Source organism: Caulobacter sp. P4_E5 (genome assembly GCF_056401555.1).
Window position 1 is genome coordinate 1 of sequence record NZ_JBFUJD010000002.1, and the last position, 24,641, is coordinate 24,641.

The 24,641-nt window shown below is 68.4% G+C and carries 26 protein-coding genes and 1 pseudogene; 12 read left to right on the forward strand and 15 right to left on the reverse strand.

Going from position 1 to position 24,641, the window contains the following annotated elements:
* Nucleotides 1–487, reverse strand: a 487-nt coding sequence (locus tag AC1DSO_RS00575; protein WP_477066980.1) for a hypothetical protein, incomplete at its 3' end; no start/stop codon positions are given.
* Nucleotides 488–582: 95 nt separating this feature from the next.
* On the opposite strand from AC1DSO_RS00575, the gene pdxR reads away from it, so the two are divergent.
* The 5 genes from pdxR to AC1DSO_RS00600 all read left to right on the forward strand — a co-directional run bounded on the left by pdxR (nt 583) and on the right by AC1DSO_RS00600 (nt 6,108).
* Entirely contained in the window at nt 583–2,004 is a 1,422-nt protein-coding gene (gene pdxR / locus AC1DSO_RS00580) for a MocR-like pyridoxine biosynthesis transcription factor PdxR (RefSeq protein WP_477066981.1), read from the forward strand.
* A gap of 85 nt (nt 2,005–2,089) precedes the next feature.
* The gene (locus AC1DSO_RS00585; RefSeq protein WP_477066982.1) at nt 2,090–3,274 is read left to right on the forward strand and encodes a divergent polysaccharide deacetylase family protein; all 1,185 of its coding nucleotides are present in this window, start codon (nt 2,090–2,092) and stop codon (nt 3,272–3,274) included.
* Nucleotides 3,275–3,313: 39 nt separating this feature from the next.
* Nucleotides 3,314–3,802: an RNA pyrophosphohydrolase gene (locus AC1DSO_RS00590; RefSeq protein ID WP_477066983.1), complete on the forward strand. Its 489-nt coding sequence runs from the start codon at nt 3,314–3,316 to the stop codon at nt 3,800–3,802.
* Between the two features lie 29 nt (nt 3,803–3,831).
* On the forward strand, nt 3,832–5,304 hold the full coding sequence (locus AC1DSO_RS00595) for an alpha/beta hydrolase (protein ID WP_477066984.1): 1,473 nt from the start codon (nt 3,832–3,834) through the stop codon (nt 5,302–5,304).
* Between the two features lie 54 nt (nt 5,305–5,358).
* Nucleotides 5,359–6,108 carry an alpha/beta fold hydrolase gene (locus AC1DSO_RS00600; RefSeq protein WP_477066985.1) on the forward strand — a complete coding sequence of 250 codons (750 nt, stop codon included), beginning with the start codon at nt 5,359–5,361 and terminating at the stop codon, nt 6,106–6,108.
* Between the two features lie 113 nt (nt 6,109–6,221).
* Here the strand turns inward: AC1DSO_RS00600 and sugE are convergent, their stop codons facing one another.
* From sugE to AC1DSO_RS00655, 11 genes are all read right to left on the reverse strand, one after another.
* Nucleotides 6,222–6,542, reverse strand: a complete 321-nt coding sequence (sugE, locus tag AC1DSO_RS00605; protein ID WP_477066986.1) for a quaternary ammonium compound efflux SMR transporter SugE — start codon at nt 6,540–6,542, stop codon at nt 6,222–6,224.
* A 121-nt stretch (nt 6,543–6,663) separates the two neighbouring features.
* Nucleotides 6,664–7,425, reverse strand: coding sequence for a hypothetical protein (locus AC1DSO_RS00610; RefSeq protein ID WP_477066987.1), 762 nt, complete (start codon nt 7,423–7,425; stop codon nt 6,664–6,666).
* Nucleotides 7,426–7,593: 168 nt separating this feature from the next.
* The gene (locus AC1DSO_RS00615; RefSeq protein ID WP_477066988.1) at nt 7,594–7,854 is read right to left on the reverse strand and encodes an ATP synthase F1 subunit epsilon; all 261 of its coding nucleotides are present in this window, start codon (nt 7,852–7,854) and stop codon (nt 7,594–7,596) included.
* On the reverse strand, nt 7,854–8,105 hold the full coding sequence (locus tag AC1DSO_RS00620; protein WP_477066989.1) for a hypothetical protein: 252 nt from the start codon (nt 8,103–8,105) through the stop codon (nt 7,854–7,856). The genes AC1DSO_RS00615 and AC1DSO_RS00620 overlap by 1 nt, the downstream gene beginning before the upstream one ends.
* Entirely contained in the window at nt 8,105–9,736 is a 1,632-nt protein-coding gene (atpD, locus tag AC1DSO_RS00625) for a F0F1 ATP synthase subunit beta (RefSeq protein ID WP_477066990.1), read from the reverse strand. The genes AC1DSO_RS00620 and atpD overlap by 1 nt, the downstream gene beginning before the upstream one ends.
* A 47-nt stretch (nt 9,737–9,783) precedes the next feature.
* Entirely contained in the window at nt 9,784–10,659 is an 876-nt protein-coding gene (locus AC1DSO_RS00630; RefSeq protein WP_477066991.1) for a F0F1 ATP synthase subunit gamma, read from the reverse strand.
* Between the two features lie 7 nt (nt 10,660–10,666).
* A complete protein-coding gene (locus AC1DSO_RS00635) occupies nt 10,667–11,296 on the reverse strand; it encodes a pseudaminic acid biosynthesis-associated methylase (RefSeq protein ID WP_477066992.1) in 630 nt (209 codons plus the stop codon).
* A 10-nt stretch (nt 11,297–11,306) separates the two neighbouring features.
* Complete coding sequence (gene atpA / locus AC1DSO_RS00640) at nt 11,307–12,839, reverse strand: F0F1 ATP synthase subunit alpha (RefSeq protein WP_477066993.1); 1,533 nt, start codon at nt 12,837–12,839, stop codon at nt 11,307–11,309.
* A gap of 51 nt (nt 12,840–12,890) precedes the next feature.
* The gene (locus tag AC1DSO_RS00645) at nt 12,891–13,445 is read right to left on the reverse strand and encodes a F0F1 ATP synthase subunit delta (RefSeq protein WP_477066994.1); all 555 of its coding nucleotides are present in this window, start codon (nt 13,443–13,445) and stop codon (nt 12,891–12,893) included.
* Nucleotides 13,446–13,637: 192 nt separating this feature from the next.
* The gene (locus AC1DSO_RS00650; RefSeq protein ID WP_477066995.1) at nt 13,638–13,877 is read right to left on the reverse strand and encodes a hotdog family protein; all 240 of its coding nucleotides are present in this window, start codon (nt 13,875–13,877) and stop codon (nt 13,638–13,640) included.
* 153 nt (nt 13,878–14,030) lie between these two features.
* A complete protein-coding gene (locus AC1DSO_RS00655; RefSeq protein ID WP_477066996.1) occupies nt 14,031–14,369 on the reverse strand; it encodes a DUF8200 family protein in 339 nt (112 codons plus the stop codon).
* A 299-nt stretch (nt 14,370–14,668) separates the two neighbouring features.
* Here AC1DSO_RS00655 and AC1DSO_RS00660 point away from each other — a divergent pair.
* Nucleotides 14,669–14,753 (forward strand): annotated as a pseudogene (locus AC1DSO_RS00660) (hypothetical protein); the annotation flags it as partial.
* Between the two features lie 33 nt (nt 14,754–14,786).
* On the opposite strand, the gene AC1DSO_RS00665 reads toward AC1DSO_RS00660, so the two are convergent.
* Nucleotides 14,787–15,203, reverse strand: a complete 417-nt coding sequence (locus AC1DSO_RS00665; protein WP_477067086.1) for a hypothetical protein — start codon at nt 15,201–15,203, stop codon at nt 14,787–14,789.
* 231 nt (nt 15,204–15,434) lie between these two features.
* On the opposite strand from AC1DSO_RS00665, the gene AC1DSO_RS00670 reads away from it, so the two are divergent.
* The 4 genes from AC1DSO_RS00670 to AC1DSO_RS00685 all read left to right on the forward strand — a co-directional run bounded on the left by AC1DSO_RS00670 (nt 15,435) and on the right by AC1DSO_RS00685 (nt 18,175).
* A complete protein-coding gene (locus tag AC1DSO_RS00670; protein ID WP_477066997.1) occupies nt 15,435–16,070 on the forward strand; it encodes a LemA family protein in 636 nt (211 codons plus the stop codon).
* Entirely contained in the window at nt 16,070–16,981 is a 912-nt protein-coding gene (locus AC1DSO_RS00675) for a TPM domain-containing protein (protein ID WP_477066998.1), read from the forward strand. Before AC1DSO_RS00670 ends, AC1DSO_RS00675 begins: the two co-directional genes overlap by 1 nt.
* A 13-nt stretch (nt 16,982–16,994) precedes the next feature.
* Entirely contained in the window at nt 16,995–17,684 is a 690-nt protein-coding gene (locus tag AC1DSO_RS00680) for a TPM domain-containing protein (protein ID WP_477066999.1), read from the forward strand.
* Between the two features lie 71 nt (nt 17,685–17,755).
* Nucleotides 17,756–18,175, forward strand: a complete 420-nt coding sequence (locus tag AC1DSO_RS00685) for a YybH family protein (RefSeq protein ID WP_477067000.1) — start codon at nt 17,756–17,758, stop codon at nt 18,173–18,175.
* Between the two features lie 35 nt (nt 18,176–18,210).
* On the opposite strand, the gene AC1DSO_RS00690 is transcribed toward AC1DSO_RS00685, so the two are convergent.
* Nucleotides 18,211–20,619 (reverse strand): TonB-dependent receptor, encoded by a 2,409-nt coding sequence (locus tag AC1DSO_RS00690; RefSeq protein WP_477067001.1) that lies wholly within the window; start codon nt 20,617–20,619, stop codon nt 18,211–18,213.
* Between the two features lie 375 nt (nt 20,620–20,994).
* Between AC1DSO_RS00690 and AC1DSO_RS00695 the strand changes: the two genes are divergently transcribed.
* Entirely contained in the window at nt 20,995–22,182 is a 1,188-nt protein-coding gene (locus AC1DSO_RS00695; RefSeq protein ID WP_477067002.1) for an acetyl-CoA C-acyltransferase, read from the forward strand.
* A 290-nt stretch (nt 22,183–22,472) separates the two neighbouring features.
* The gene (locus tag AC1DSO_RS00700; protein WP_477067003.1) at nt 22,473–22,607 is read left to right on the forward strand and encodes a hypothetical protein; all 135 of its coding nucleotides are present in this window, start codon (nt 22,473–22,475) and stop codon (nt 22,605–22,607) included.
* Nucleotides 22,608–22,667: 60 nt separating this feature from the next.
* Here AC1DSO_RS00700 and AC1DSO_RS00705 read toward each other — a convergent pair whose 3' ends face one another.
* Nucleotides 22,668–24,587 carry a methyl-accepting chemotaxis protein gene (locus AC1DSO_RS00705; protein ID WP_477067004.1) on the reverse strand — a complete coding sequence of 640 codons (1,920 nt, stop codon included), beginning with the start codon at nt 24,585–24,587 and terminating at the stop codon, nt 22,668–22,670.
* Nucleotides 24,588–24,641 lie beyond the last annotated feature (54 nt).

Sequence of the window (24,641 nt, forward strand, 5' to 3'; positions counted from 1 at the left end):
CCGTGGTCGCGGTGATGCCCGACCAGGTGAACCGCATCTTGATCGGCTTTCCGCGCAGGGTGTCGTCGGCGTAGAAGGTCCCGACCCCGTTGACGAACTTGCCCTTGACCGGGACGTCGATCACGCCGGGCCTGCGGGCGTCCAGCCACCAGATCGCCCACTCGCCGGTCGTCGGGTCATAGGCGCGCGTGGTGAAGCCCCAGTAGTCGCCGTCGGGCAGGCGCAGCAGATTGTCGTCGGCGTTGCCCTGACCGTTCAGCGTCTTCCACCAGATCTGCTCGCCGGTGAACGTTTCCCAGCGGGTGTCGCCCACCAGGCGCTCCTTCAGGCGGCGGTGCGTGGCGGTCCACTTGCCGACCCGCAGATCGAAGGCGTGCAGGCCGGAAAGGTCCTGGCCCGCCTTGGGCTTGACGTTGTCCTGGTCGGCCCAGGCCGGCGCGGCCAGCGCCACGGCGGCCAGCAGGCCCAGGATGATCGATCGCTTCATGAGGTCCCTCCTCTTGCCGTCATGGTTCTGAGGCCGCCGCGCCAGGCGGACGAGGTCCAATCCCGGGGAACCTCGGGGCGCCATTGGCGCGCGACTTGAGCTGGCTCGCGCCGGCGCGCACAAAGGCGGCGATGAGCGTCGTGCTGGAACTCGCGCTGCAACTGCCGCCCGCCGGATCGCGCGACGTGCGCCAGCGGCTGCACGCCCAGTTGAAGGCGGCGATCCTGGACGGCCGTCTGGCCGCCGGCGTCCAGCTGCCCGCCAGCCGGGCCCTGGCCGAGCAGCTGGGCCTGTCGCGCAACACCGCCATGGCGGTCTACGACCTGCTGCTGAGCGAAGGCCACATCGTCTCGCGGCCCGGCGCGGGGACCTTCGTGGCCGGGGCGACGCCAAAGCCGCCCTTGGAACCCTGCGCCAGCCCACGGACGGAAGCGCTGTTCAACCTGCGGCCCGGCCGGCCGGACACCGCCAGCTTTCCGTTCGACATCTGGGGGCGGCTGACCGGCCGCGCCCTCCGCCGCTTCAGCCGCGCGACCACGAACTATCGCGAGCCCGCCGGCCATCCGGCCCTGCGCGAGGCCATAGCCGGCCACCTGTCGTTCGCCCGCGCCCTGGCTTGCCCGCCCGAGGACATCGTCGTCACGGTCGGGGCCCAGCAGGCCTTCGACCTGGTCGCCCGCACCTTGGTCGCGCCCGGCCGGACGGTGGTGGTCGAGGATCCCGGCTACCCCGCCGCCCGCGAGGCCTTCGCCGCCGCCGGGGCCAAGGTGGTCGCCGTCCCGGTCGACCGCGAGGGCCTGGTCGTCGAGGCCCTGCCGGAAGGCGCGGCCCTGGTCTGCGTCACCCCCTCGCAGCAGTACCCGCTGGGCGCCCCGCTCTCGCCGGCTCGGCGCGAGGCGCTGCTGGCCTATGCCGCGCGCAACCAGGCCCTGATCGTCGAGGACGACTATGGCGGCGAGTTCCGCTTCGAGGGGCCGCCTCAGTCGACCCTGCGCGCCCAGGACCGTGACGGCCGGGTTGTCTATGTCGGCACCTTCTCCCAGAGCTTGCTGCCGGCCCTGCGCATCGGCTTCGTCGTCGCGCCGGCGCGGGCCCGCGCCGCCCTGCTGGCCGCCCGCGAGCGCAGCGACTGGCATGGCCCGGCCATCGAACACGCCACCCTCGCCGCCTTCATCGCCGAGGGTCACCTGGCCCGCCACGTGCGCAAGATGCGGCGGATCTACGCCGAGCGCCGGGCCGCGCTGCTGACCGCCCTGGCCGCGCACGCCGAAGACCTGCTGGAGCCGATCCCGGCCTCCGCCGGCCTGCACGTCACGACCCTGCTGCGGCCGCCGATCGACGCCCGCGGCGTGGTCCAGCGGGCCTCGGCGCTGGGCGTGGCGGTCGATAGCCTGGACGTCTATGCCGCCGAGGCCGCGCCGCCGCCGGGCCTGGTCCTGGGCTTCGGCCAGGTCGAGGCCACGCGGATCGACGAGGCGATCCTTCGCCTGGCCCAGGCCGTGCGCGAGCAGAGCTGACCGCGTCGCCGCGCCGCACCGCCAAGCGGCGCGCGACACGTCTTGTTAACCATATGTTCGGCCCTGATCCGCTAGCCTCACGGTCATGGCCGTCACCTTCTCGCGCAAGCCCGCCTACGCCGCCGCCGCGCCCGCTTCGGGCGGGTCGGGCGAGCTGCGCGCCAAGCTGATGGCGGCGGTGGCCAATCCCTATATCAGCGCCAGCGGCGCGGCCTGCCTGTTCCTGGCCTCGCTGGCGACGCTAGTCCTGATCACCAGCGACCCGCACGCCGGCTCGCCGGTGATTCGCCTGCCGCTGACCAAGATCGGCGCCACCAAGAACATACCCGACGGCTGGCGCGAGGCGCTGGGCGCCGAGAGCGCGCACGAGGCCGGCCTGGTCCCGGGCCAACTGGACCTGTCGAGCCATCCGTTCGCCCCGTCGACCGGGGGCCTCGGAGGCGAGACACCACCGATGGACGGCCTGCAGGCCCCGCCGCCGATCCAGCAAGGTCCGGGCCTGGCCCAGGCTCCGATCGCCGGCCTGAGCGCCCCCGGCCCCGGCGGCGGCCCGCTGCCGATCATCGCCGCCGACGGCCGGACGGCCGTCGAGGCCTATGCCCGCCCGTTCACGCCCAATGGCCGCCCCAAGGTGTCGGTGGTCATCGGCGGCCTCGGCCTCAACGCCCAGACCACCCGCGCGGCGATCGAGACCCTGCCGGGCGAGATCACCCTGTCCTTCGCGCCCTATGCCGACGGCCTGCAAGGCTGGATCGACCTGGCCCGCGCCCACGGCCACGAGGTGCTGCTGGAGACCCCGATGGAGCCGGCCGACTATCCGGCCAACGATCCGGGCCCCTACACCCTGATCGCCGCCAACCGGCCCGAAGACACCGTGCGCAAGCTGGAATGGCTGATGTCGCGCGCCACCGGCTATTTCGGCCTGTCGAACTATCTGGGCGCCCGCTTCGTCGAGAACGACCAGGCGATGAACACCTTCAACGCCGTGCTGAAGGCCCGAGGCCTGGCCTTCGTGGACGACGGCCTGGCGTCGCGCCGCGGTGGTCCGATCCCGCGCGCCTCGGCCGACCGAGTGATCGACGACGAGCTGTCGGCCACCGCCATCGACGCCCAACTGCGGGCGCTGGAGAACGGCGCGGCCGGTCGCGGCCAGTCGCTGGGTTCGGGCTTCGCCTATCCGGTGACAATCAGCCAGGTGGGTATCTGGGCCGCCGGCCTGCAGGCGCGCGGCTTGCAATTGGCCCCCGCCTCGGCCCTCGCGCGCCGCTAGGCTGGCGTACGGGGCAGTCTCCTGAGATAAGGGCTCGGCATGACCGAGCTAGACTATCCGCAGCACCGCCCGAACGTCGGCGTCGTCCTGTTCCATCCGGACGGCCGGGTCTGGCTGGGTCGCCGGAACAAGCAGCCGCCGCCCTACAATTGGCAGTTCCCGCAAGGCGGGGTCGACGACGGCGAGGACCTCGAGGCCGCCGCCCGCCGCGAGCTGGCCGAGGAGACCGGCGTCACCTCGGTCGAACTGCTGGGCCGCACGGAAGGCTGGGTCACGTACGACTTCCCGCCCGAGGTGCTGGCCAACGAGAAACGGTCGCGCGGCTGGCTTGGCCAGAAGCAGGTCTGGTTCGCCTATCGCTTCACCGGCGAGGAGTCCGAGATCGACCTGGAAGCGGACGAGCACGTCGAGTTCGACGCCTGGACGTGGGGCAGGCTCGACGAAACGCCCGAACTGATCGTACCCTTCAAGCGCGGGGTCTACGAAGCGGTGGTCACCGCGTTCCAGGGGTTCGCGCGGAGGGGCTGATCCTGGTCCCGTCGCGTTGGGGAGACGGAATGGCGGACACGGTTCTGTTGATTCACGGCTACGGCTGCGCGGGGGACGTCTGGGGTCCCGTCGCCGCGCGGCTGAAGGCCGAAGGCTATCGCGTCGTGGCCCCGACCATCCGGTCGGCGGTGCGCACCGTCGAGGGCCCCCGGGCAGGCCTGGCGGGCCTGACCCTGGCCGACTATGTCGCCGAGATGACCGCCCTGGCCCAGACCCTGACCAAGGAGACCGGCAAGAAGCCGCTGGTCGTCGGCCACTCGATGGGCGGGCTGATCGCCCAGAAGATCGCCGAGGCCGGTCACGCGGCGGGCCTGGTCCTGTTCGCTCCGGCCTCGCCCGCCGATGCGCGCGGCAAGCCGAAGCTGTCGCCCGTCTTCACCTTCCTGAACCTGGCCCTGCAGAGCAAGCCCGAGACCCGAGCGGGCAAGATGTGGAAGGCCGGCTTCAAGTACGGCGTCGTCAACGCCGTGCCGGCCACACGCCACGACGACCTTTACGCGACAATGGTCTATGACAGCGGTCAGGTGCTGGCCGATCTGGCCTGGCCCGCCAAGGATCCCCACAAGACCGCCCATGTCGACGCCGCCAAGGTGACCGTGCCCGTGCTGGTGTTGGCCGGGGCCCTGGACCGCACGACCCCGACCTCGGACACGCGCCTGGTCGGCAAGAAGTACGCCAATGCCGACTACAACGAATATCCCAACAACGCCCACTACCTGATAGACGAGCCAAACACGATGAAGATCCTCGACGACGTGATCGCCTGGTTGACGGGCAAGAAACTGACGCCGGCCGCCGAGCCCGCGCCGAAAGCCGAAGCCCCCAAGGCCGAAGCTCCGAAGGCCGAAGCTCCCAAGGCCGAGCCCGTGAAGGCGCCCGAACCCGCGCCGGCGCCCGCGCCGGTAAAGGCCGTGGAGCCGGCCCCAGTCGCCGCGACGCCAGCCGCCAAACCCGCGCCCGCGCCGACGAAGGCTCCGGCGGCCAAGGCCGCCGCCAAGCCGAAGGCGGAAGCCAAGGCGCCTGCGGCCAAGGCAGCGGCTCCGAAGGCGGCGGCCCCGAAGGCCGCCCCCGCCAAGACCGTGGCTCCGAAGGCCAAGGCCGCTCCGGCCGCCAAGGCCCCGGCCAAGCCCGCCACGCCGGCCGCCGAGAAGGTCGCCGCGCCGAAGGCCACGGCCAAGCCGGCCGCCAAGCCGAAGGCCGCTCCCGCGCCGAAGGCCGCCCCAGCCGCCCAAGCCAAGGCGGCGCCGACCGCCAAGGCCGCTCCCGCCCCCAAGGCGGCGGCGAAGCCCGCGGCCGCCAAGCCGGCCCCGAAGGCGACCGCCCCGGCCAAGGCTCCGGCCAAGACCGCCGCGCCGAAGCCGGCCGCCAAAGCCCCGGCCAAGCCCAAGGCCGAAGCCGCCGCCAAGACGCCCGTCGCCAAGGCCGCGGCCAAGCCTGCGACAAAGGCGCCCGCCAAAACCTCGCCCAAGGCCAAGAAGTAAGTGTAGGCTGATCCCCGCCGGCTGCTTCGCCGGCGGGGTTTGCTTAGGGCGTCCATGCGCGCACCGGTGATTATGGTCCACGGCGCCTTTTGCGGCGGCTGGACTTTCGACGCGTTCCGCACCCCTTTCGAGGCGGCCGGCCATAGCGTCCTCACGCCCGACCTGATCGGCCACGACGGCCAGAGCAGCGCCGCCGGCGTTTCGATGAGCGACTATGCCCGCCAGATCGCGCGCCTGGCCGAGGCCTGCGAGACGCCGCCGATCCTGATCGGTCACTCGTTGGGCGGCCTGGTCGCCCAGATGGCCGCCAGCCGCGCCAAGGTTTCCAAACTGATCCTGCTGGCCCCGTCCGCCCCCTGGGGCGTCTCGGGTGCGAGCCTGGAGGAGGCGGTCTCGGCCGTCAGCCTCTATGCCCTGGGCCCCTACTGGCTGCAGGCCGTCGCCCCGGACTATGGCGTCGTGCGCCGCTACAGCGTCGACCGCCTGGCCCGCCCCGAGCGCAAGGCCATCTTCGGCCGCATGACGGCCGAGAGCGGCCGGGCCCTGTGGGAGACCCTGAACTGGTGGCTGGATCCGTTCATGACCACCTCGGTCTCCGCCCCGGGCTGCCCCGTGCTGGCGGTCGCCGGCGGCCAAGACGTCATCCATCCGCCCGCCACCGTCCGCCAGACGGCGGCGCGCCTGGGCGGCAGCGTCGAGGTGTTTCCCGAGATGAGCCACTGGCTGCCGGGCGAGCCGGGCTGGGAGGCCGTGGCGCGGCGGTGTTTGGATTTCATCGCGGTGGAAGACCGGGCGGCGGCTTAGTCGCCCTTATTGTCATCCCGGACGAAGCGCAGCGAGGATCCGGGACCGTCGGAACTCCGAGCTTGCCGCGATCCCGGCTCGGCGCGCTGCGCGCTTGGCCGGGATGACCGTTTTTATTGAGGCGAAAACACCTTCAGCCCCAGGATGCCCGCCACGATCAGGCCCAGGCAGACCAGCCGCGCCGCCGTGGCCGGCTCCTTGAACAGCACAATGCCGACAATGGCCGTGCCGACCGCGCCGACGCCGGTCCAGACGGCGTAGGCCGTGCCCAGCGGCAGGGTCTTCACGGCCCAGCCCAGCAGGCCCATGGACAGCACCAGGCTGACCGCCGTCAGGGCGATCGGGATCGGCCGGGTGAAGCCTTCGGTGAACTTCAGGCCCACGGCCCAGCCCACTTCGAACACGCCGGCGATGAGGAGGATGATCCAGGCCACGACGAGCCCTTTCTGCAAAAGGCGGGGTCGTCCCCAAAAACCCAAATGGGCATAACAAAAAGGCGCGGGGTCGTCCCCGCGCCTTTTCTAGAGAGTTCGCCCCGAAAGGCGAGCAACCGGGTTAGCGGCTGGTGGTGCTGTACAGGATCTGGGCGCGCTCGAAGTTCTTGCCGACCGAGGTTTCGTCCAGCTTCTTCAGGCGCATATAGACCAGGCCCGCATGGCCGCCGGCCCAGGCGTCGTCCCACGAGACGGTGAAGCGGCGGAAATCGCTGCCGACCGTCTGGTCGTTGCGGATCAGGCGTAGCTGCGGGCTGTTTTCCCACGTCGCCCAATCGTGCAGGGCGTTGGCCAGTTCCTGGGCCTGCTCGGGGGTCTGGGCGTAGTCGATGGTGACCGTGCAGACGTTCTTGTTCGAGCCCGGGTTGTCCAGGGTGATGTTGTACGGCTTCTCGAGGGCGAGGACCCACTGCTCCTTCTTCTTCTTGAAGCCGTAGTCCTTGACCAGCTGGGTGAAGTCGCCGCCGGCGACCGACGGCTTGCAGACCTTGTCCAGCACGTCCATCAGGCGCACCGACAGCGGGTCGGTGGTGCGCGGACCGCGGGTCGGCGCGACATAGGCGTCGGCCGGGGCCTGGCCGGCCGTCGGCGCGGCGACCGGGGGCGCGGCCTGGTCGGCCGGAGCGGCCGGCGTCGTTTGAGCCGGAGCGGTCTGATCGGCCGGAGCCGGAGCGGCGGCGGGAGCCTGGGCGGGCGCGGCGGCGGGAGCCGGAGCGGTTTGCTCCTGGGCAAAGGCGGTGGTCGAGACCGCGCCGATGGCGATCAGGCTGACGAGCGCAAGGCGCATAGGCTGGATATCCCCAACAAGACGAGAGGTCGGCATTAAAACCGACAGACGATCCCTCGCAACCCTTATGGCTACCGATTGAGACCAAGATTGGGCCACAGGTGTAATTTTCCTACGGCCCAGGCGGAAAGGTTCGCGCTTGACGCGAAAACGCCCTCGATCCGGCAGGACCAAGGGCGCTTCGAAAGTCACGACGGGACCGGATCAGACCGCTTCGGCGGCGTGCTCGGCCAGGATCGTCAGCCCGTCGGGGCCGACGTCGGCGAAGCCGCCCTGGATGTCGAACACCTTGGTCGTCGCGCCGTCCTTCACGGTCACCTTGCCTTCGCGCAGGGTGGTCATGAACGGGGCGTGGCCGGCCAGGACACCGAAATCGCCTTCCGAGCCGGGGGCCTGGACCAGGTCCACGTCGCCGGAAAAGAGCTCCCGTTCCGGGGCCACAAGGGAAAAGTGCAGCTTGGCCATCAGTTGAAAGTCTCCTCGACACCGCCCAGAGCGGCCTCGATGTCCTCGTCGGTCTGGATCTCGGTCCCGCAGAACGGGCAGAAGCGGATCGTGGCCAGCACGTGGCCGGTCTCGCCCTCTTCTTCCCGCTCGCCGAGATTCAGGAGGATCAGGCCGCTGTCATGCTCGATGAGGCTGGCGTTGGTGTCCGGAGACACCGCTTCCGCCAGTTCCTCGCAGCAAAAATGGCCCAGATCGGCGTCTTCGGTCATTAGGCTTCCGCCGCCATCTTTTCGGCCTTGGCCACGGCTTCCTCGATCGCGCCGACCATGTAGAAGGCGCCTTCCGGCAGGTGGTCGTATTCGCCGTCGACGATGCCCTTGAACGAGCGGATGGTGTCCTTCAGCTGGACGAAGGCGCCCGGCGTGTTGGTGAACTGCTCGGCGACGTGGAACGGCTGGCTCAGGAAGCGCGAGATCTTGCGAGCGCGCGAGACGACCAGCTTGTCCTCTTCCGACAGCTCGTCCATGCCCAGGATGGCGATGATGTCCTTCAGCGACTTGTACTGCTGCAGCACTTCCTGGACCGAACGGGCGACGTTGTAGTGCTCTTCGCCGATGACCAGCGGGTCCATGATCCGCGAGGTCGAGTCCAGCGGGTCGACGGCGGGGAAGATGGCCTGGGCGGCGATGTCACGCGACAGAACGGTGGTGGCGTCCAAGTGGGCGAACGAGGCGGCGGGCGCCGGGTCGGTCAGGTCGTCGGCGGGCACGTAGATGGCCTGGACCGAGGTGATCGAGCCCTTGTTCGTCGAGGTGATGCGCTCCTGCAGGTTGCCCATCTCGGTGGCCAGGGTGGGCTGATAGCCCACGGCCGAGGGGATGCGGCCCAGCAGAGCCGACACTTCGGCCCCGGCTTGGGTGAAGCGGAAGATGTTGTCGACGAACAGCAGCACGTCCTTGCCTTCTTCGTCGCGGAAGTATTCCGCGATCGACAGGCCGGTCAGGGCGACGCGGGCGCGGGCGCCCGGGGGTTCGTTCATCTGGCCGTAGACCAGGGCGCAACGGCTGCCTTCGGTCGAGCCGTTGTTGGCCTTCGGGTCGACGTTGACGTTGCTCTCGATCATCTCGTGATAGAGGTCGTTGCCTTCGCGGGTGCGTTCGCCCACGCCGGCCAGAACCGAATAGCCGCCGTAAGCCTTGGCGATGTTGTTGATCAGTTCCTGCATCGTCACGGTCTTGCCGACGCCGGCGCCGCCGAACAGGCCGATCTTGCCGCCCTTGGTGTAGGGGCACATCAGGTCGATGACCTTGATGCCCGTGACCAGCACTTCAGCGGTGTTGGTCTGCTCGGCGAAGGTCGGGGCGTCGCGGTGGATCGTACGGGTGATGTCCGAACGGATCGGGCCCTGCTCGTCGATCGGCTCGCCGATGACGTTCATGATGCGGCCCAAGGTGCCCGGACCGACCGGAACGCGGATCGACTCGCCGGTGTCACGGACAGGCTGGCCACGGACCAGACCTTCGGTGGCGTCCATGGCGATGGCGCGGACGGTGTTCTGGCCCAGGTGCTGGGCGACTTCGAACACCAGGCGCTGGCCGGTGGCGGTGTTGACGGTCTCGACGGCGTTCAGGATCGCCGGCAGCTCGCCGGTGAACTCGATGTCGACAACGGCGCCGATGATCTGCACCAGGCGGCCGGTGGCGCCGTCCAGGTTGACGGCGGCGTTGGTCGGCGCGGCGGCGGCCTTCGGGGCGGCCGGCTTCTTGGCGGCGGCCGGAGCCTTGGCGGCGGCAGTGGCGGGAGCCTTGATCGCAGCGGCCTTCGGAGCGACGGCGGCCTTGGGGGCGGCGGGCTTCTTGGCGGCGGCGGTAGCCGGCTTTTCGGTCGGGGTCTTGGCCATGGCTTGCGGGTCTTTCGGTCTCTGCGTGCTTGTGTCGTTAGGCTGGATCAGACGGCTTCGGCGCCGGAGATGATCTCGATCAGCTCCTTGGTGATCTGGGCCTGGCGGGAGCGGTTATATTCGAGGGTGTAACGCTTGATCATGTCGCCGGCGTTGCGCGTGGCGTTGTCCATGGCGGTCATCTGGCTGGCGTAGAAGCCGGCCATGTTGTCGAGCAGGGCCGACAGGATCTGAACCGTCAGGTTGCGCGGCAGCAGGGTCTCGAGAATGGCCTCTTCCGAGGGCTCGTACTCGTAGACCGCCGTCGGGCCAGTCGGGGCCTCGACGCCCTCGACCGTCGCCGGGATCAGCTGCAGCGCGGTCGGGGTCTGAACGACCACCGACTTGAAGCGGCTGTAGAACAGCGTGACCACATCGATGTCGCCGGCCTCGTAGAGGCGCGTGACCACGTCGGCGATCGGCTGGGCGACCGACAGGGTGAACTGACGATAGGCCGACAGGTCGAAGTTCTCGACAATGCGGTCGGCATACAGGCGGCGCAGCTGCACCGTCGTCTTCTTGCCGACGCAGACGATCTTCACGTCCTTGCCTTGGCGGATCAGCGTGTCGATGCGTTCGCGCGCGGCGCGGACGATCGACGACGTGAAGCCACCGGCCAGGCCGCGATCAGCCGCGGCGACGATGATCAGGTGACGATCGTCGCGGCCCGTGCCGGTCAGCAGGGCCGGGGCGCCGTCACCGGACACGCCGGCGGCCAGGTTGGCGATGACCGAAGCCAGGCGCCGAGCATAGGGACGCGCGGCCTCGGCCGCGTCCTGGCTCCGGCGCAGCTTGGCCGCCGCCACCATCTGCATCGCCTTCGTGATCTTCTGCGTGGCTTTCACGCTCGAGATCCGATTGCGCATTTCCTTTAGGCTTGCCATCCGCCTATCAGACCTTCCTAAACAGCCACCAGGTGGTGTCGTCCATCACGGTCGTTCTTCTCCAGAAGAACCCGTAGTCAACCAACACCAGATCCGGGAACAGATCCAAATAGAGCGAGCCGAAATCGTTCTTGAACAGAAGATCCGTCTCGCCTCGATACGTAATCGTTTCCGCCTTCGGCGAAAAATACTCGGCGCACAGCACGTACTTGGCGGACACGCGATGAATCTCGCGCATCGTCGCCTCGAGCCGGGTCGGATCCACATGGATCAGAACGCCCGAGGTGAACGCCATGTCGACCGCGCCATCCGTCAGCGGGATGTCGTGGCCGAAGCCCTCGAACAGACGCTCGGCCGGCAGGACGCCGTCATCGAGGATCTGCTTGCAGGCCACGCCGTTGGGCTCGATGGCCCATAGCTGCGCGTCGGTGATCGTCTGGAGCCCCCGCAGGTTCAGCCCGGCATTCGGACCGACCTCCAGGATGCTCTTCGGCGGATCGCCGACCAGGCGCGGCAGCACCTGCCCCCAGGCCGCCGCCCGACCGCGCACGGCGTCGACGGTCACGGCGTTCCGCTTTGTGTAGCGGTCGCCGAACTCGCCGGACCAGGCGTCTTCAGTCTTGGGGGCGTCAGCCATGGGTCTCGCCTTAGGCGAAGGTCGCCGAGAAGCTGTCGAGCGCGCTCTTCAGCGACGCTTCCAGATCCTTGTCGAGGGCCTTCTTGGTGCGGATGCCGTCCAGCAGGTCCTTGTGGGCGCTGTGCAGGCGGGCCAGGAGCTCGGTCTCGAACCGGCGAACCGACGAGGTCGGGATCTTGTCCAGATAGCCGCGGGTGCCGGCGTAGATCACGCAGACCTGCTCCTCGACCGACTGCGGAGCGTACTGGGGCTGCTTCAGCAGTTCGGTCAGGCGTTCGCCGCGGGCCAGCATCTTCTGGGTCGAGGCGTCCAGGTCCGAGCCGAACTTCGCGAAGGCGGCCATTTCACGATACTGGGCCAGCTCGCCCTTGATCGGGCCGGCGACCTGCTTCATCGCCTTGATCTGGGCCGACGAGCCGACGCGCGACACCGAGATGCCGACGTTCACGGCCGGGCGGATGCCCTGGTAGAACAGGTCGGTTTCCAGGAAGATCTGGCCGTCGGTGATCGAGATCACGTTGGTCGGGATGTAGGCCGACACGTCGTTGGCCTGGGTTTCGATGATCGGCAGAGCCGTCAGCGAGCCCGAACCGTTGTCCTCGTTCAGCTTCGCGGCGCGTTCCAGCAGGCGCGAGTGCAGATAGAACACGTCGCCCGGATAGGCTTCGCGGCCCGGCGGGCGGCGCAGCAGCAGCGACATCTGGCGGTAGGCGACGGCTTGCTTGGACAGATCGTCATAGATGATCAGGCCGTGCAGGCCGTTGTCGCGGAACCACTCGYCCATGGCGCAGCCCGAGAACGGGGCCAGGTATTGCAGCGGGGCCGGCTCCGAGGCCGAGGCGACAACGACGATCGTATATTCCAGGGCGCCGTGCTCTTCCAGGGTCTTGACGATCTGGGCGACGGTCGAGCGCTTCTGGCCGATGGCGACGTAGACGCAATAGAGCTTGGCGCTCTCGTCCTTGCCGGCGTTGACGGCCTTCTGGTTCAGGATGGTGTCGATGGCGACGGCGGTCTTGCCGGTCTGACGGTCACCGATGATCAGCTCGCGCTGGCCGCGGCCGACCGGGATCAGGGTGTCGATCGACTTCAGGCCGGTCTGCACGGGCTCGTGCACCGACTTGCGCGGGATGATGCCCGGAGCCTTGACGTCGACGCGGCGACGCTCGGTGTATTGGATCGGGCCCTTGCCGTCGATCGGCTCGCCCAGCGGGTTGACGACGCGGCCCAGCAGGCCACGACCGACCGGCACGTCGACGATCTCGCCGAGGCGGCGGACTTCGTCGCCTTCCTTGATGGCCTGGTCCTGGCCGAAGATCACGGCGCCGACATTGTCGCGCTCGAGGTTCAGGGCCATGCCCTTCACGCCTGCCTTCGGGAATTCCAGCATTTCGCCGGCTTGGACGTTGTCCAAGCCGTAGATGCGGGCGATGCCGTCACCGACGGACAGCACCTGGCCGACGTCCGAGACGGCGGCGTCTTCGCCGAAGTTGGCGATCTGCGACTTGAGGATGGCCGAAATCTCGGCGGCGCGGATGTCCATGGTTTCTGGGCTCTCTGCGATCTAATCTTTTTGGGCGCGCTTATTAAAGGCTTAGGCGCGCTTCAGGGCGAATTTCAGGGAATCGAGCTTCGAACGGAGCGAAGCGTCGAACAGACGTGAACCGACGCGCACCTTCAGACCGCCCAGCAGGGACGGATCGACGCGCGTGGAAACTTCGGGGGTCTTGCCCAGGGCCTGGGCGAGGGCGGTTTGTACGCCCTTCAGCTGGGCCGGCGACAGGGCGGAGGCCGAGACGACCTCGGCGGTGACGACGCCACGGTGCTTGGCCGACAGCTCGGCGAAGGCCGTGATGGCGCCCATCAGGTCGGCCGAGCGGCCGTTGGCGGCCACGAGGCCCAGGAACTTGGTGGTCAGCGGCTGGAAGCCGGCCTTGGTGGCGACAGCAGCCAGGCCCTTGCCCTTCTCCTCGGCGGAGAAGGCGGGCGAGGCGATCAGGCGGCGCAGGTCGGCGCTGTCGGCGTACATCGCCTTCAAGCTCTTCAGATCGGCCTCGACCTTGGTCAGGGAGCCGCTCTCGATCGTCAGTTCGAACAGGGACTGCGCATAGCGCTGACCCGCATCCGTCGCCTTGGTTTCGTCCGCCACTTGGTATCCGCCCGGTGCGTTGTAAATGGCCGCCGACAAGAAGTTTAACCCCTGTCGCGGCTTAAAGGCTTGAGCGCGCTCGCGAAAAGCACATGGAGGGCCGGCGCTGTCGCGCCGCCCCGTCCGAAGCCGCGCGCCTGATAACACGGGCCTTTCGCAGTCGCAACCAAGCCGGCGTGACCGCCAGGGCGTTCAGACCCCGGCGCGGCGGAACACGGCCGAGGCCGAGGCCGCCAGAGCGCCGTCGGGACGACGCAGCTCGCCCTGCGCGAACACCAGGCTGCGGGTGGCCCGCTCGACCCAGGCCTTCGGCTCCAGATCGTCCGCCAGGCCCTCGCCGCCATAGTCGACGGTCATCGACGCCAAAGCCGCTCCCTGGCCCGCGGCCTTGCGCAGAACGGATTCCAGCTGGGCGGCGAGGCTCATGTCCATGGCTCTCAACTAATCGCTGACCCGAAAAAGAAAAGAGGCGGCGGGAAAGACCCGCCGCCCCGTTCAGGCGAATGCTCGAGGAAACAGCCAGACGAGGCCGGAGAAACGACGACCCCTAAGCGTCCGGTACTTAAGGTAAAGCGATACGTGTTCTTACTTAGCCGAGGCCAGGGCGGAACCGCCCTTGGCCGAGGCGTTGCAGCGGGTCAGGTCGTCGGCGTCCAGCGACTTGGTTTCGCCGCCGAAAGCCGCGACGCGGCCCACTTCCTTGGCGAGGGCCTTGCAGGCCACCGCAGTGAGGGCCCGCGAGGGGGCTTGGGTCGAGATGCACTCGGCGCCTTCGCAGACGAAGACAGCGCCGCCGGCGACGACCTTGGTCTTGGCGGCGACCGGCGCGTCGAGGGCGGCGGCGATGCGGCCGTCGGCGAAGGCCGAACCGGCGAACATGGAGAAGGTGATGGCGGCCACGGCCGTCAGGGAACGGAGCTTCATCAGAAAGCCCTCCGGTGTTGGGGAAGTTGCGGTCAGATCGATGATCGGCGAAAAGCGGTACTGGCCGCCCGGACCCGGGGACTAGGAGCGCCGGTATCCCCACCGGTGCTTCGGATCCGAACTAAGCATCGCTTAGATATCAGTGATAAGAAATTGCGCAAGCGGAATTTCGCGGGCGCGTCGATTTTTCGGAAAACGGGGATTCCTGAGGAAAGCCGGCGAGGTCTGAGCGGAAACGGCGAGGGCGGAGACCTCGATTGCCCCAATCGCCGTCATCCCGCGCTTTATGCGCGGGACCCATGGTTCAGCTTCCATGTGAGAGATTTAGATCCGCACTTCACTTGCGGCGGACAGATGGGTCCCGCGCATAAAGCGCGGGATGACGGTAGATGTGGAAGCACGAAGCTCCCCGAACTCCTACAGCCCCAGGATCCGGTCGATCCGGCTTTCGGCCTTGGCGTGGATGGCGCGGTCCTCGACCATGCCCTGGACACGCGAATAGCGACCGTCCTTGCCGGCGTGGCGGCGGATGCCGTCGGCGGTCAGCAGCGGTTCGACCTTGGTCGGATCGGTGAAGGCGCTCATCACGGCGGCCATCAGCGCGCCGATCAGGGCGGCGGCCACCGGTCCCATCGCGCCGATCCAGCCTTCGCCGAAGATCGACTGCAGGCGCTCGACCAACAGTTCGCGGTTCGGCTGCTTGGCCATCACCCCGACCGTCCAGAACACGCCGCCCTGGACGATGGCGGCCAGCATGACCGGCAGGGCGACACCCAGCATCCGCGGCCGGACCAGAAGTCCGAGCGCCGCGCCGAGGATCGCGAAGGCGGCCATGATGATCATGCCGAAATCTTACACCGCGCGTGGTCAAGGGCGGGTTAAGGCGTTGTTCCGCGAGGACATGGCGGGCCGCGACCGCTCGTCGCGCCTGCCGAGGTTTAAACCCGAACGGGGATCCCGCGTTTGCTCATGGACAAGGTTTAATCCGTCGCGCCCTGACGTGTATCAAGGGACGCGCTATCTAACAGCGATACGCGAGCATACATGTTCGCATCCGGAGGACACATGAACCGCTTCGCCCACAACGCCGCCCGCGTCGCCCTGATCGTCGCCGTTCCGGCGACCCTGGCTGGCTGCGGGATCAACACCATCCCCACCCAGGACGAGGCGACCAAGGCCGCCTGGGCCGAGGTGCAGAACCAGTACCAGCGCCGGGCCGACCTGGTGCCGAACCTGGTCGCCACGGTGAAGGGCTACGCGGCCCAGGAAAAGGACGTGCTGACCGCCGTCACCCAGGCCCGCGCCAGCGCCACCCAGGTCAAGGTCGACGCCTCGACCATCACCGACCCGGCGGCGTTCGAGAAATACGCCGCCGCCCAGGACCAGTTGTCGGGCGTGCTCGGCCGGCTGATGGTCATTCAGGAGCAGTATCCCGACCTGAAGTCGAACCAGAACTTCCTGGCCCTGCAGAGCCAGTTGGAAGGCACTGAGAACCGCATCACGATCGCGCGCCGCGACTACAATTCGACGGCCCAGAAGTACAACACCACCCTGCGCACCTTCCCCAGCGTGTTTTGGGCCAAGACGATGTACAGCGGCCAGAAGCCGGCCCAGCTGTTCCAGGCCTCGGCCGCCGCTCAGAACGCCCCGACCGTGGACTTCAGCAGCCCACCGACGGCGACGCCGCCGAAGGTGCAATAGTGAAACTCCTCCCCCGAGAAGCGGGGGAGGGGGACCGCGAAGCGGTGGAGGGGGCGCTCTCCACCGCACAGCGCCCCCTCCGTCACGGCGCGTATTCGCGCCGCGCCACCTCCCCCGTTACACGGGTGAGGATGTGGCTGTTGACGCTCGTCGTGATGCTTTTCGCCCTGCCCGCCTTTGCCGAACCCAAGTTCCCGCCCCTGACCGGGCGAGTGGTCGACGAGGCCCAGGTGCTGTCGCCCGACGTTGAGCGCGACCTGACCGACAAGTTGGAAGCCCTGGAGGCCACGACCGGCCGCCAGCTGGTGGTCGCCACCGTGCCCAGCCTGCAGGGCTATCCGATCGAGGACTACGGCTATCAGCTGGGCCGGACCTGGGGCATCGGCGAGAAGGACAAGAACACCGGCGCGATCCTCCTGGTCGCGCCCAATGACCGCAAGGTGCGGATCGAGGTTGGCTATGGCCTGGAGCCGGTGCTGACCGACGCCCTGTCCAGCGTCATCATCCAGAGCGCCATCCTGCCCAAGTTCCGCGACGGCGACCTGCCGGGCGGGGTGGTGGCCGGGACCGACGCCCTGGTCGAGCAGCTCAGCCTGCCCGCCGACCAGGCCAAGGTCCGCATCGCCGAGGCCAGCCGGCCCGAGCGCCACAAGGCCAAGGGATCGCCCCTGGTCGGCCTGATGATCGGCCTGTTCCTGATCATCCTGTTCTCCAGCCTGTTCCGAGGCCGGCGCGGGCGCAGCGGCCTGGGCTCGGCCCTGCCCTGGATCATCCTGGGCGCGCTGAACAACGGCGGCCGAGGCGGCGGTTGGAGCGGTGGCGGCGGAAGCAGCTGGGGCGGCGGCGGTGGCGGAGGCTTCTCCGGCGGCGGCGGCTCGTTCGGCGGCGGCGGCAGTTCGGGGAGCTGGTGAGATGGCGATACGCATGACCCCACAGGACCTCGACCGCATCGCCGGCGCGGTGGCGCAGGCCGAGAAGGCCACCGCCGGCGAGATCTTCTGCGTCCTGACGCCGGAGGTCTCGGACTATCGCGAGACGCCCCTGGTCTGGGCGGCGGCCACGGCCCTGGTCCTGCCGGCCGCGGCCCTGTTCGCGGGTTTCCGGCCCGAGATGCTGACTCGGCTGTTCGGCGGCTGGAGCGTCGGCCATGCCTCGGCCCTGGACGGCGCGATCCTGTCGGCCCTGTCGACCTATATCGCCCTGCAACTGGTGGTGTTCGTCGTCGCGGCCCTGGTCGTCTCGATCCCGACGGTCCGCCGCGCCCTGACGCCCGGCTCGCTGAAGGCCGCCCGGGTCAAGCGCGCGGCCATGGAGCAGTTCCTGAGCCACGGCCTGCATCTCACCCGCGACCGCACCGGCGTGCTGATCTTCGCCGCCCTGGCCGAGCACCGGGTCGAGGTGATCGCCGACGAGGGCATCTACCAGGCCGCGCCGAACACGGTTTGGGACGAGGTGGTCGCCGACCTAGTCGGCGGGCTGAAGGCCGGCAAGGTCGCAGACGGCTTCGTCGCCGCCGTGGCCCGGACCGGCGCCATCCTGGCCGCCCATGTCCCGCCGCGCGGCGACGACCGCAACGAACTGCCGGACGGCCTGACCATCCTGCCGAAGCGCTAGCCGCAGGGGAACCCGCAAGGATACGGACGCCGGCTCGCGCGCTTCCTCTTGTGATGACCGCGGAGAGCGCCATGTCCGACTTCGACGCCTTCCTGGAGATCCGCCGACAGGCGGCCCAGGCCTATGTGAACGGCAAGGCCGGCCCGCTGGATCAGATGGTCGCCACGGCCTGTCCGGCCACCTTCTTTCCCCCGCGCGGCGGGCGCGAGGAGGGGGCCTATCGGGTGGCCGATGTCTATGCGCACGACGCCGGCGCCTTCGCCGAGGGCGGCGAGACGACCCTTGAGATCCTGCACAGCGACGCCGACGGCGATCTCGCCTATTGGGCTGGCCTCCAGCACGCCAAGGTGCGGCTGGTCGGCCACGACGAGCCGATCGAGATGCACCTGCGGATCACCGAGCTCTTCCGACGCGAGGACGGCGCCTGGAAGCTGATCCATCGCCACGCCGATCCCCTGGCCAAGGAAAAGGCCGAGGAAAACGCGGGGTAGAAAAAGGCGGCCGCCGAAACGACCGCCTTTCGGGCCTAGAACGACTTGCGCACCGTCACGCCGGCCGTGCGCGGCTGGCCGATCGAGTAGCCCAGACGCGCCCGGCCGCCGCGTTCGCGGTCGAACGACAGCAGGGCGTTCTCGTCGAACAGGTTGTTGACGTAGAGGGTCAGGTCGACCCCGTCGGCCATCTCCAGCCCGGCGCTGAGATTGACGATCTCGTAGCTGGGCAGCTTCAGGTCGACGATGGTCGGAACCAGGCCCGTCGCGCCGCCGAACGGCAGGTTCGAGACAAACGAGCGCGGGTTGTTCTCCTGGTCGCTGGCCTGGGTGAACCGGCTGCCGACGTGCTGGACCGAGGCTTTCAGATAGCCGTTCACGCCGTCGCGCACCTCGCGGCTGTAGGTGACGTCGAACGAGACTTGGAACTTCGGCACCGACGGCAGGCGATTGCCCTCGCGGATGCCGCCGATCACCGCCCCCGTGCCGTCCTTCACGGTCGAGTCGAACTCGGCCTCGAGCAAGCTGCCCGACAGGCCGATGTCCAGGCCCGAGGCCAGGCGCGCGGTGACCTCGGCCTCGACGCCCTTGGTGTGGGCCTTGGGCACGTTGAACACCACGCGCGAGCTGCACGAGCCGGCGTCCAGGGTCGTCTGCAGGTTCTTGATGTCGGTGTAGAAGGCCGCCGCGTTCAGGGTGACGCGGCCGAAGCGCGACTTCACCCCGCCCTCGTAGTTCCACAGCGTCTCGTCGTCATAGTTCTGATAGCCGCCAAAGATCGCCGCGTCCTGGGCCGAGCACAGCGGCAGGTTCAGCGGGTCGTTGACGCCGCCAAGCCGGAAGCCCTTCGAGGCCTGGGCGTTGAAGGTGACGTGGTCGGCCGCCTCGTAGCTGAGCAGGAAGCGCGGGGTGAAGCCGTCGGACGAGGTCTTGTCGGTGCGGTTGTCGCCGTTGGCGAACAGACCGCCCGACTTGAACTGCCGCGTCTCGCTGAAGTCATAGTAGCGGCCGCCGGCCGTCGCGGTCAGCTTGCCCAGGGTGTAGTTGACCTCCCCGAACACCGCCTTCTGCTTGATGTCGTAGGGCAGATAGGCGTCGTAGGGCGAATTGGCCTCGAAACCGTTGGCCACCGCCGCCGAGGCGCCGGCGCCCAGGACGGCGTCGGTATAGGCGTCGTAGCCGGGGGTCGGCAGGCGCTGGTTGTAGACGCGGTCGACCTTCGAATAGAAGCCGCCGATCACCCACTGGAACGGCCCGTCGCCGGTCGAGGCCAGACGCAGCTCCTGGGTGAACTGCTCCAGGTCGGTGGTGTCGACCAGCTTGGACGGCAACAGCACCGCCGCGGCCGGGAAGCCGAGGTCGACCGAGACGCTGCCGGTCAGGGCGCTGGCGTCGCGGTTCACGGTGATGTCCCGATTGATCAGGCTGGTCACCGAGGTCAGGGTCGCGCCGCCGAGGTTCACATTGGCGGTCAGGTCGGCCAGCAGGGTGTCGTCGGCGAAGCTCTCGTCCAGCAGCAGATACTGCTCGCGCTCGCCCAGCTGGATTTTCGGCCGGGTCGTGGTGTTGTTATTGGCGAACAGATTGAACGATTCCTGGCGATTGAAGCCGTGCGCCCGGATCTCCTGATAGACCACGCGCGGGGTGAGGCTGAACGTCTCGTTCGGCTGGATCAGGAACGCGATCCGACCGCCGCGCCGCGTGCCGTCATTGACGTTCTTGTCGACCTTGCCGCCTTCCTTGCGGGCGTCGACGAAGCCGCCATAGCGGGTCAGGTAGCCGACCGCCCGCATGGCGACCTTGTCGGAGATCGGCATATTGACCGCGCCCTTCACGTGGCCGCCGAAGCTGTCGCCGTCGACCAGGTTGGCGTTGGCCTCGAACGTGCCTTGGGACACGCCCAGCTTGGGCTGGTTGGTGATGTAGCGGATCGTGCCGCCCACCGAGCCCGAGCCGAACAGCGTGCCCTGCGGGCCACGCAGGGTCTCGACGCGGTTCAGGTCGAACAGGTCGATGTCGGGCGTGAACAGCGACAGCGAGATCACGGATTCGTCGAGATAGACCCCGACCTGCTCCTTCACGCCCGGCTGGTCGCGGACCACCTGGCCGGCCGAGACGCCGCGCACCGACACCTGGCTCTGGCCCGGGCCAAGGTTCTGGATCGTCAGGCCGGCGACGTTGCGCGACAGGTCCTCCAGGGTCACCGCCCCGGAGCGCTGGATGTCCTTTTCCGTCTGGGCGTTGATCGAGAAGGGGATGTCCTGGATCGTCGCGTCGCGCTTGGTGGCGGTGACGATGATCTCCTCGATCGCGTTCTGGTCGGCCTGCTGTCGAGCGGCGGCCAGGGCCGGAACGGCCAGGACGGCCGCGCCGACGATCGTGGAGAGCGCGCTGGCGCCCAGCAGCGTGCGACGCGCCCGACGGCGCGGTGTGGCGATGGTCATGGGTACCTCCCGGACTTGGTTTTTTCGCGCCGCGAGGTCGAGCTCGGAGCGCAACTCCAGCGTTCATACCCGAATCGGGGAAAGTCAATGCGAAACGAAGCTTGAGAGAAATCAGTATTTTAGACGCTGGCGTCCAGTGACTTCGAAAAAGCCGTACGGTTACCGGTCCCATTTCCCTTTACGCACACGTGACCTTTCGCACCGGAAAAAGCCAGTGCGAGCGCGCCGGGGTTAAGTGTGCGCGGTTAACCCGCCCGGGCGCGCTCCAATCAAAAAGTTAGAGCCTTTTTATCTGGGTCAGATGTTTCCATCTGACCCAGAAAGGCTCTAGGGTGGGCTCAATTCAAACTAACGTTTAACGGGGAGTGCGCCTTCATGCGCGAAGCGGTCATCGTCTCTTACGCCCGCACGGGCCTGGCCAAGTCCAACCGCGGCGGGTTCAACAACACCCATGGCGCGGCCATGGCCGGCCACGCGATCCAGCACGCCGTGAGCCGCGCGGGCCTGGACGGCGGCGAGGTCGAAGACGTGGCCCTGGGCTGCGGCGGTCCCGAAGGCGCCACCGGCATGAACGTGGCCCGCAACGCCGCCATGTGGGCTGGCCTGCCGGTCACCGTCTCGGGCCAGACCATCAATCGCTTCTGCTCCTCGGGCCTGCAGGCCATCGCCACGGCCGCCAACTATGTCCGCAACGACGGCGCCAATGTCGCCATCGGCGGCGGCGTCGAGTCGATCTCGCTGGTGCAGGGCGGCGGTCACATGAACCGCCACCACATCACTGAAGAAAAGCTGATGAAGACCCATCCGGCCCTGTGGATGGCGATGATCGACACCGCCGACATCGTGGCCAAGCGCTACAATCTCAGCCGCGAGTATCAGGACGAATACGCCTTGCGCAGCCAGCAGCGCATCGCCGCCGCCCAGGCCGCCGGCCTGTTCAAGGACGAGATCGTCCCGATGGCCACCAAGATGAAGGTGGTCAACAAGGAAACCAAGGAAGAGACCTTCGTCGACTATGTGGTCGACAAGGACGAATGCAATCGCCCTGACACCACCCTGGAAGGCCTGGCCAGCCTGAAGCCCGTCATGGGCGAGGGCAAGTTCGTGACCGCCGGCAACGCCAGCCAGCTGTCGGACGGCGCCGCCGCCGTGGTGATCATGGACGCCAAGGAAGCCGCCCGCCGCAACCTGGAGCCCCTGGGCCTGTTCAAGGGCTTCGCCGTCGCCGGCTGCGAGCCCGACGAGATGGGTATCGGCCCGGTGTTCGCCGTGCCGCGCCTGCTCGAGCGCCACGGCCTGAAGGTCGACGACATCGACCTGTGGGAGCTGAACGAGGCCTTCGCCAGCCAGTGCCTCTACAGCCGTGACCGCCTGGGCATCGATCCGGAGAAGTACAACGTCAACGGCGGCTCGATCGCCATCGGCCACCCGTTCGGCATGACCGGCGCCCGCTGCGCCGGCCATCTGCTGCTGGAAGGCAAGCGCCGCAAGGCCAAGCTGGGCGTGGTCACCATGTGCATCGGCGGCGGGATGGGCGCGGCGGGTTTGTTCGAAATCTTCTAGCCGATACTTGTCATCCCGGCGAAAGCCGGGACCGCCGGAAGCGCCGCGTTCCCGGCGGTCCCGGGTCTTCGCTACGCTTCGCCCGGGATGACAAAAGTTCCGTGGGCGATCTCCAACAAGGCCGGAACCGTCAAGGCGGTTTCCGGCCTTTCTCGTTGGACCAGGACTTCTAAAGACCCTGCGAGAAACCCTCGTTCGGTGAGGCCTTGAACCCGGCGCCGACAGGGCCATCTGAGCCTCCGTCAGCGTCCGCGATGATCGCTTCAAGACGCCAGACCCGAGAAAGAGCCATGGCCATCAAGGCCTCCTTCGCCGCCGCCCTCTTCGTTTCCGTCGCGATCGGCCTTGTGCTGCCGGCCCCCAGCGCGAACCGGACGCAGCCGACCCAGTCGGCGTTCGAGACCGTGCACCTGAAGCGCGGCTGAATGCGAAACGGGCTCCCCGGTCGCCCGGAGAGCCCGCTGATCCTCATCGATCAGACGCGATCAGAACTCTTCCCAGTCCTCGTTGACCGCCACGGCGGCCGAGCCGCGCGAGACGGGCGCCGAGGGGCGCGACATCGGCCGCGAGGCCGGACGCGCGGCCGCGGCGGGACGCGACGGGGCGGCGGAGGCCTTGGGCGCGGTTCCAGCCACGCGGAAGCGTGAGACCAGTTCGGCCAGGTTGCCGGCTTCGTTCTTCAGCGAATGGGTGGCGGCGGTGGCTTCCTCGACCATGGCGGCGTTCTGCTGAACGACTTGGTCCATCTGATTCACGGCCGAATTGACCTCGTTCAGGCCGGTGGCCTGTTCGGTGGTCGAGGCCGAGATCTCCTTCATCAGCGCGTCGATCGAGGCGACCTGCTCGACGATGCGGCTCAGGGCCTCGCCGGTCTGGCCGACCAGGTCCACGCCGGCCCCGACCTGCTGGGTCGAGGTCGAGATCAGGGTCTTGATCTCCTTGGCCGCGTCGGCCGAGCGTTGGGCCAGGGCCCGCACTTCCTGAGCGACGACCGCGAAGCCGCGACCGGCTTCGCCCGCCCGCGCCGCTTCGACGCCGGCGTTCAGGGCCAAAAGGTTGGTCTGGAAGGCGATTTCGTCGATGACGCCGATGATCTGGCTGACCTGGGTGGACGAGGTCTCGATCTCGGTCATCGCCGAGACGGCCTGGCTGACGATCCGGCCCGAGCGCTCGGCGTCGGTGCGGGCGGCGGCCACGACCTGCGAGGCCTCCTGGGCGCCCGAGGCGGTCTTGCGGACCGTGGCGGTGATCTCGTCCAGGGCGGCGGCGGTCTCTTCCAGGCTGGCGGCCTGTTGTTCGGTGCGGCGCGACAGGTTGTCGGAGGCCGAGGCGATCTCGTCCGCGCCGGCGTTGACGCCGCCGGTGGCCGAGACGATGGCCTTCATGGCGTCTTCCAGCTTCAGGACGGCCTTGTTGAAGTCGTCGCGCAGCTGCTGATAGCGGCCGGCGAAGGGCGCGTCGATGCGGCAGGTCAGGTCGCCGTCGGCCAGGCGCGACAGGCTCGAGGCCAGGGCATCGACCACCTGGGCCTGTTCGGCGGCGGTGGCCCGGCGCTCGTCGTCATTGGCGGCGCGGTCGCGCTCGGCGGCGGTGCGAGTCTGTTCGGCTTCGCTCTCGATACGGATCTTGGCGATGGCCGCTTCCTTGAAGTGGACCACGGCGGCGGCCATCTGGCCGACCTCGTCGGCGCGATTGACCGCCGGAATCTCGATGGCGTTGTCGCCCGAGGCCAGGCGGCGCATGGCCGCGGTCATGGCGGCGACCGGCTTGGCGATCGAGCTGGACAGCAGCAGGCCGCCGCCCAGGGCGATGGCGCCGCTCAGCAGGATGCCGGCCATCAGCACCAGGTTCGACAGGCCTTGCGCCTTCTTCTGGGCCAGGGCTTCGGCCTCGATGCGCCCCTGGGCCGAGGCCTGGATGGCGTCCAGGGCGTCCTCGACCGGCACCACGGCCTTGTCGGCGACGCCGTCATTGCGGACCAGCTCGACGGCCTGCGGACGGGTCGCCGGATCGGCGCCCAGGCGCAGGGCCGGGTCGATGGCTTCCTTGCGGTAGCCGGCATAGGCGTCGCGGATCGCCTGAACCTCGGCCTTGTCAGCGCCCAGCGTGTCCAGCTTGTCCAGCGCGCCGAAGAACTTGACCTTGTGCACGGTCTCGATGCGCTTGACGTAATAATCGTCGCCCGAGAGCAGGTAGCCGCGCAGCGAATTTTCCTGGCGGGTCAGGCGGTAGGTGGCCGTGTCGGCCGCCTGCATGACCTTGTAGGCGCGCTCGGATTTGGCGACCGATTCCTCCAGCACCTTGGAATTGATGAAGAGCGCCACGCCCATCGTCGCGATGGTCGCGAGCAGCACCCCGAACACGACCAGCAGCTTCGTGGGGATCCTGAAATTGCCGAACTTCACCGCAGCCTCCGAGATTCTTGGGCGGGCTCGGGAGGCGGTTTCGCCACGACGGGC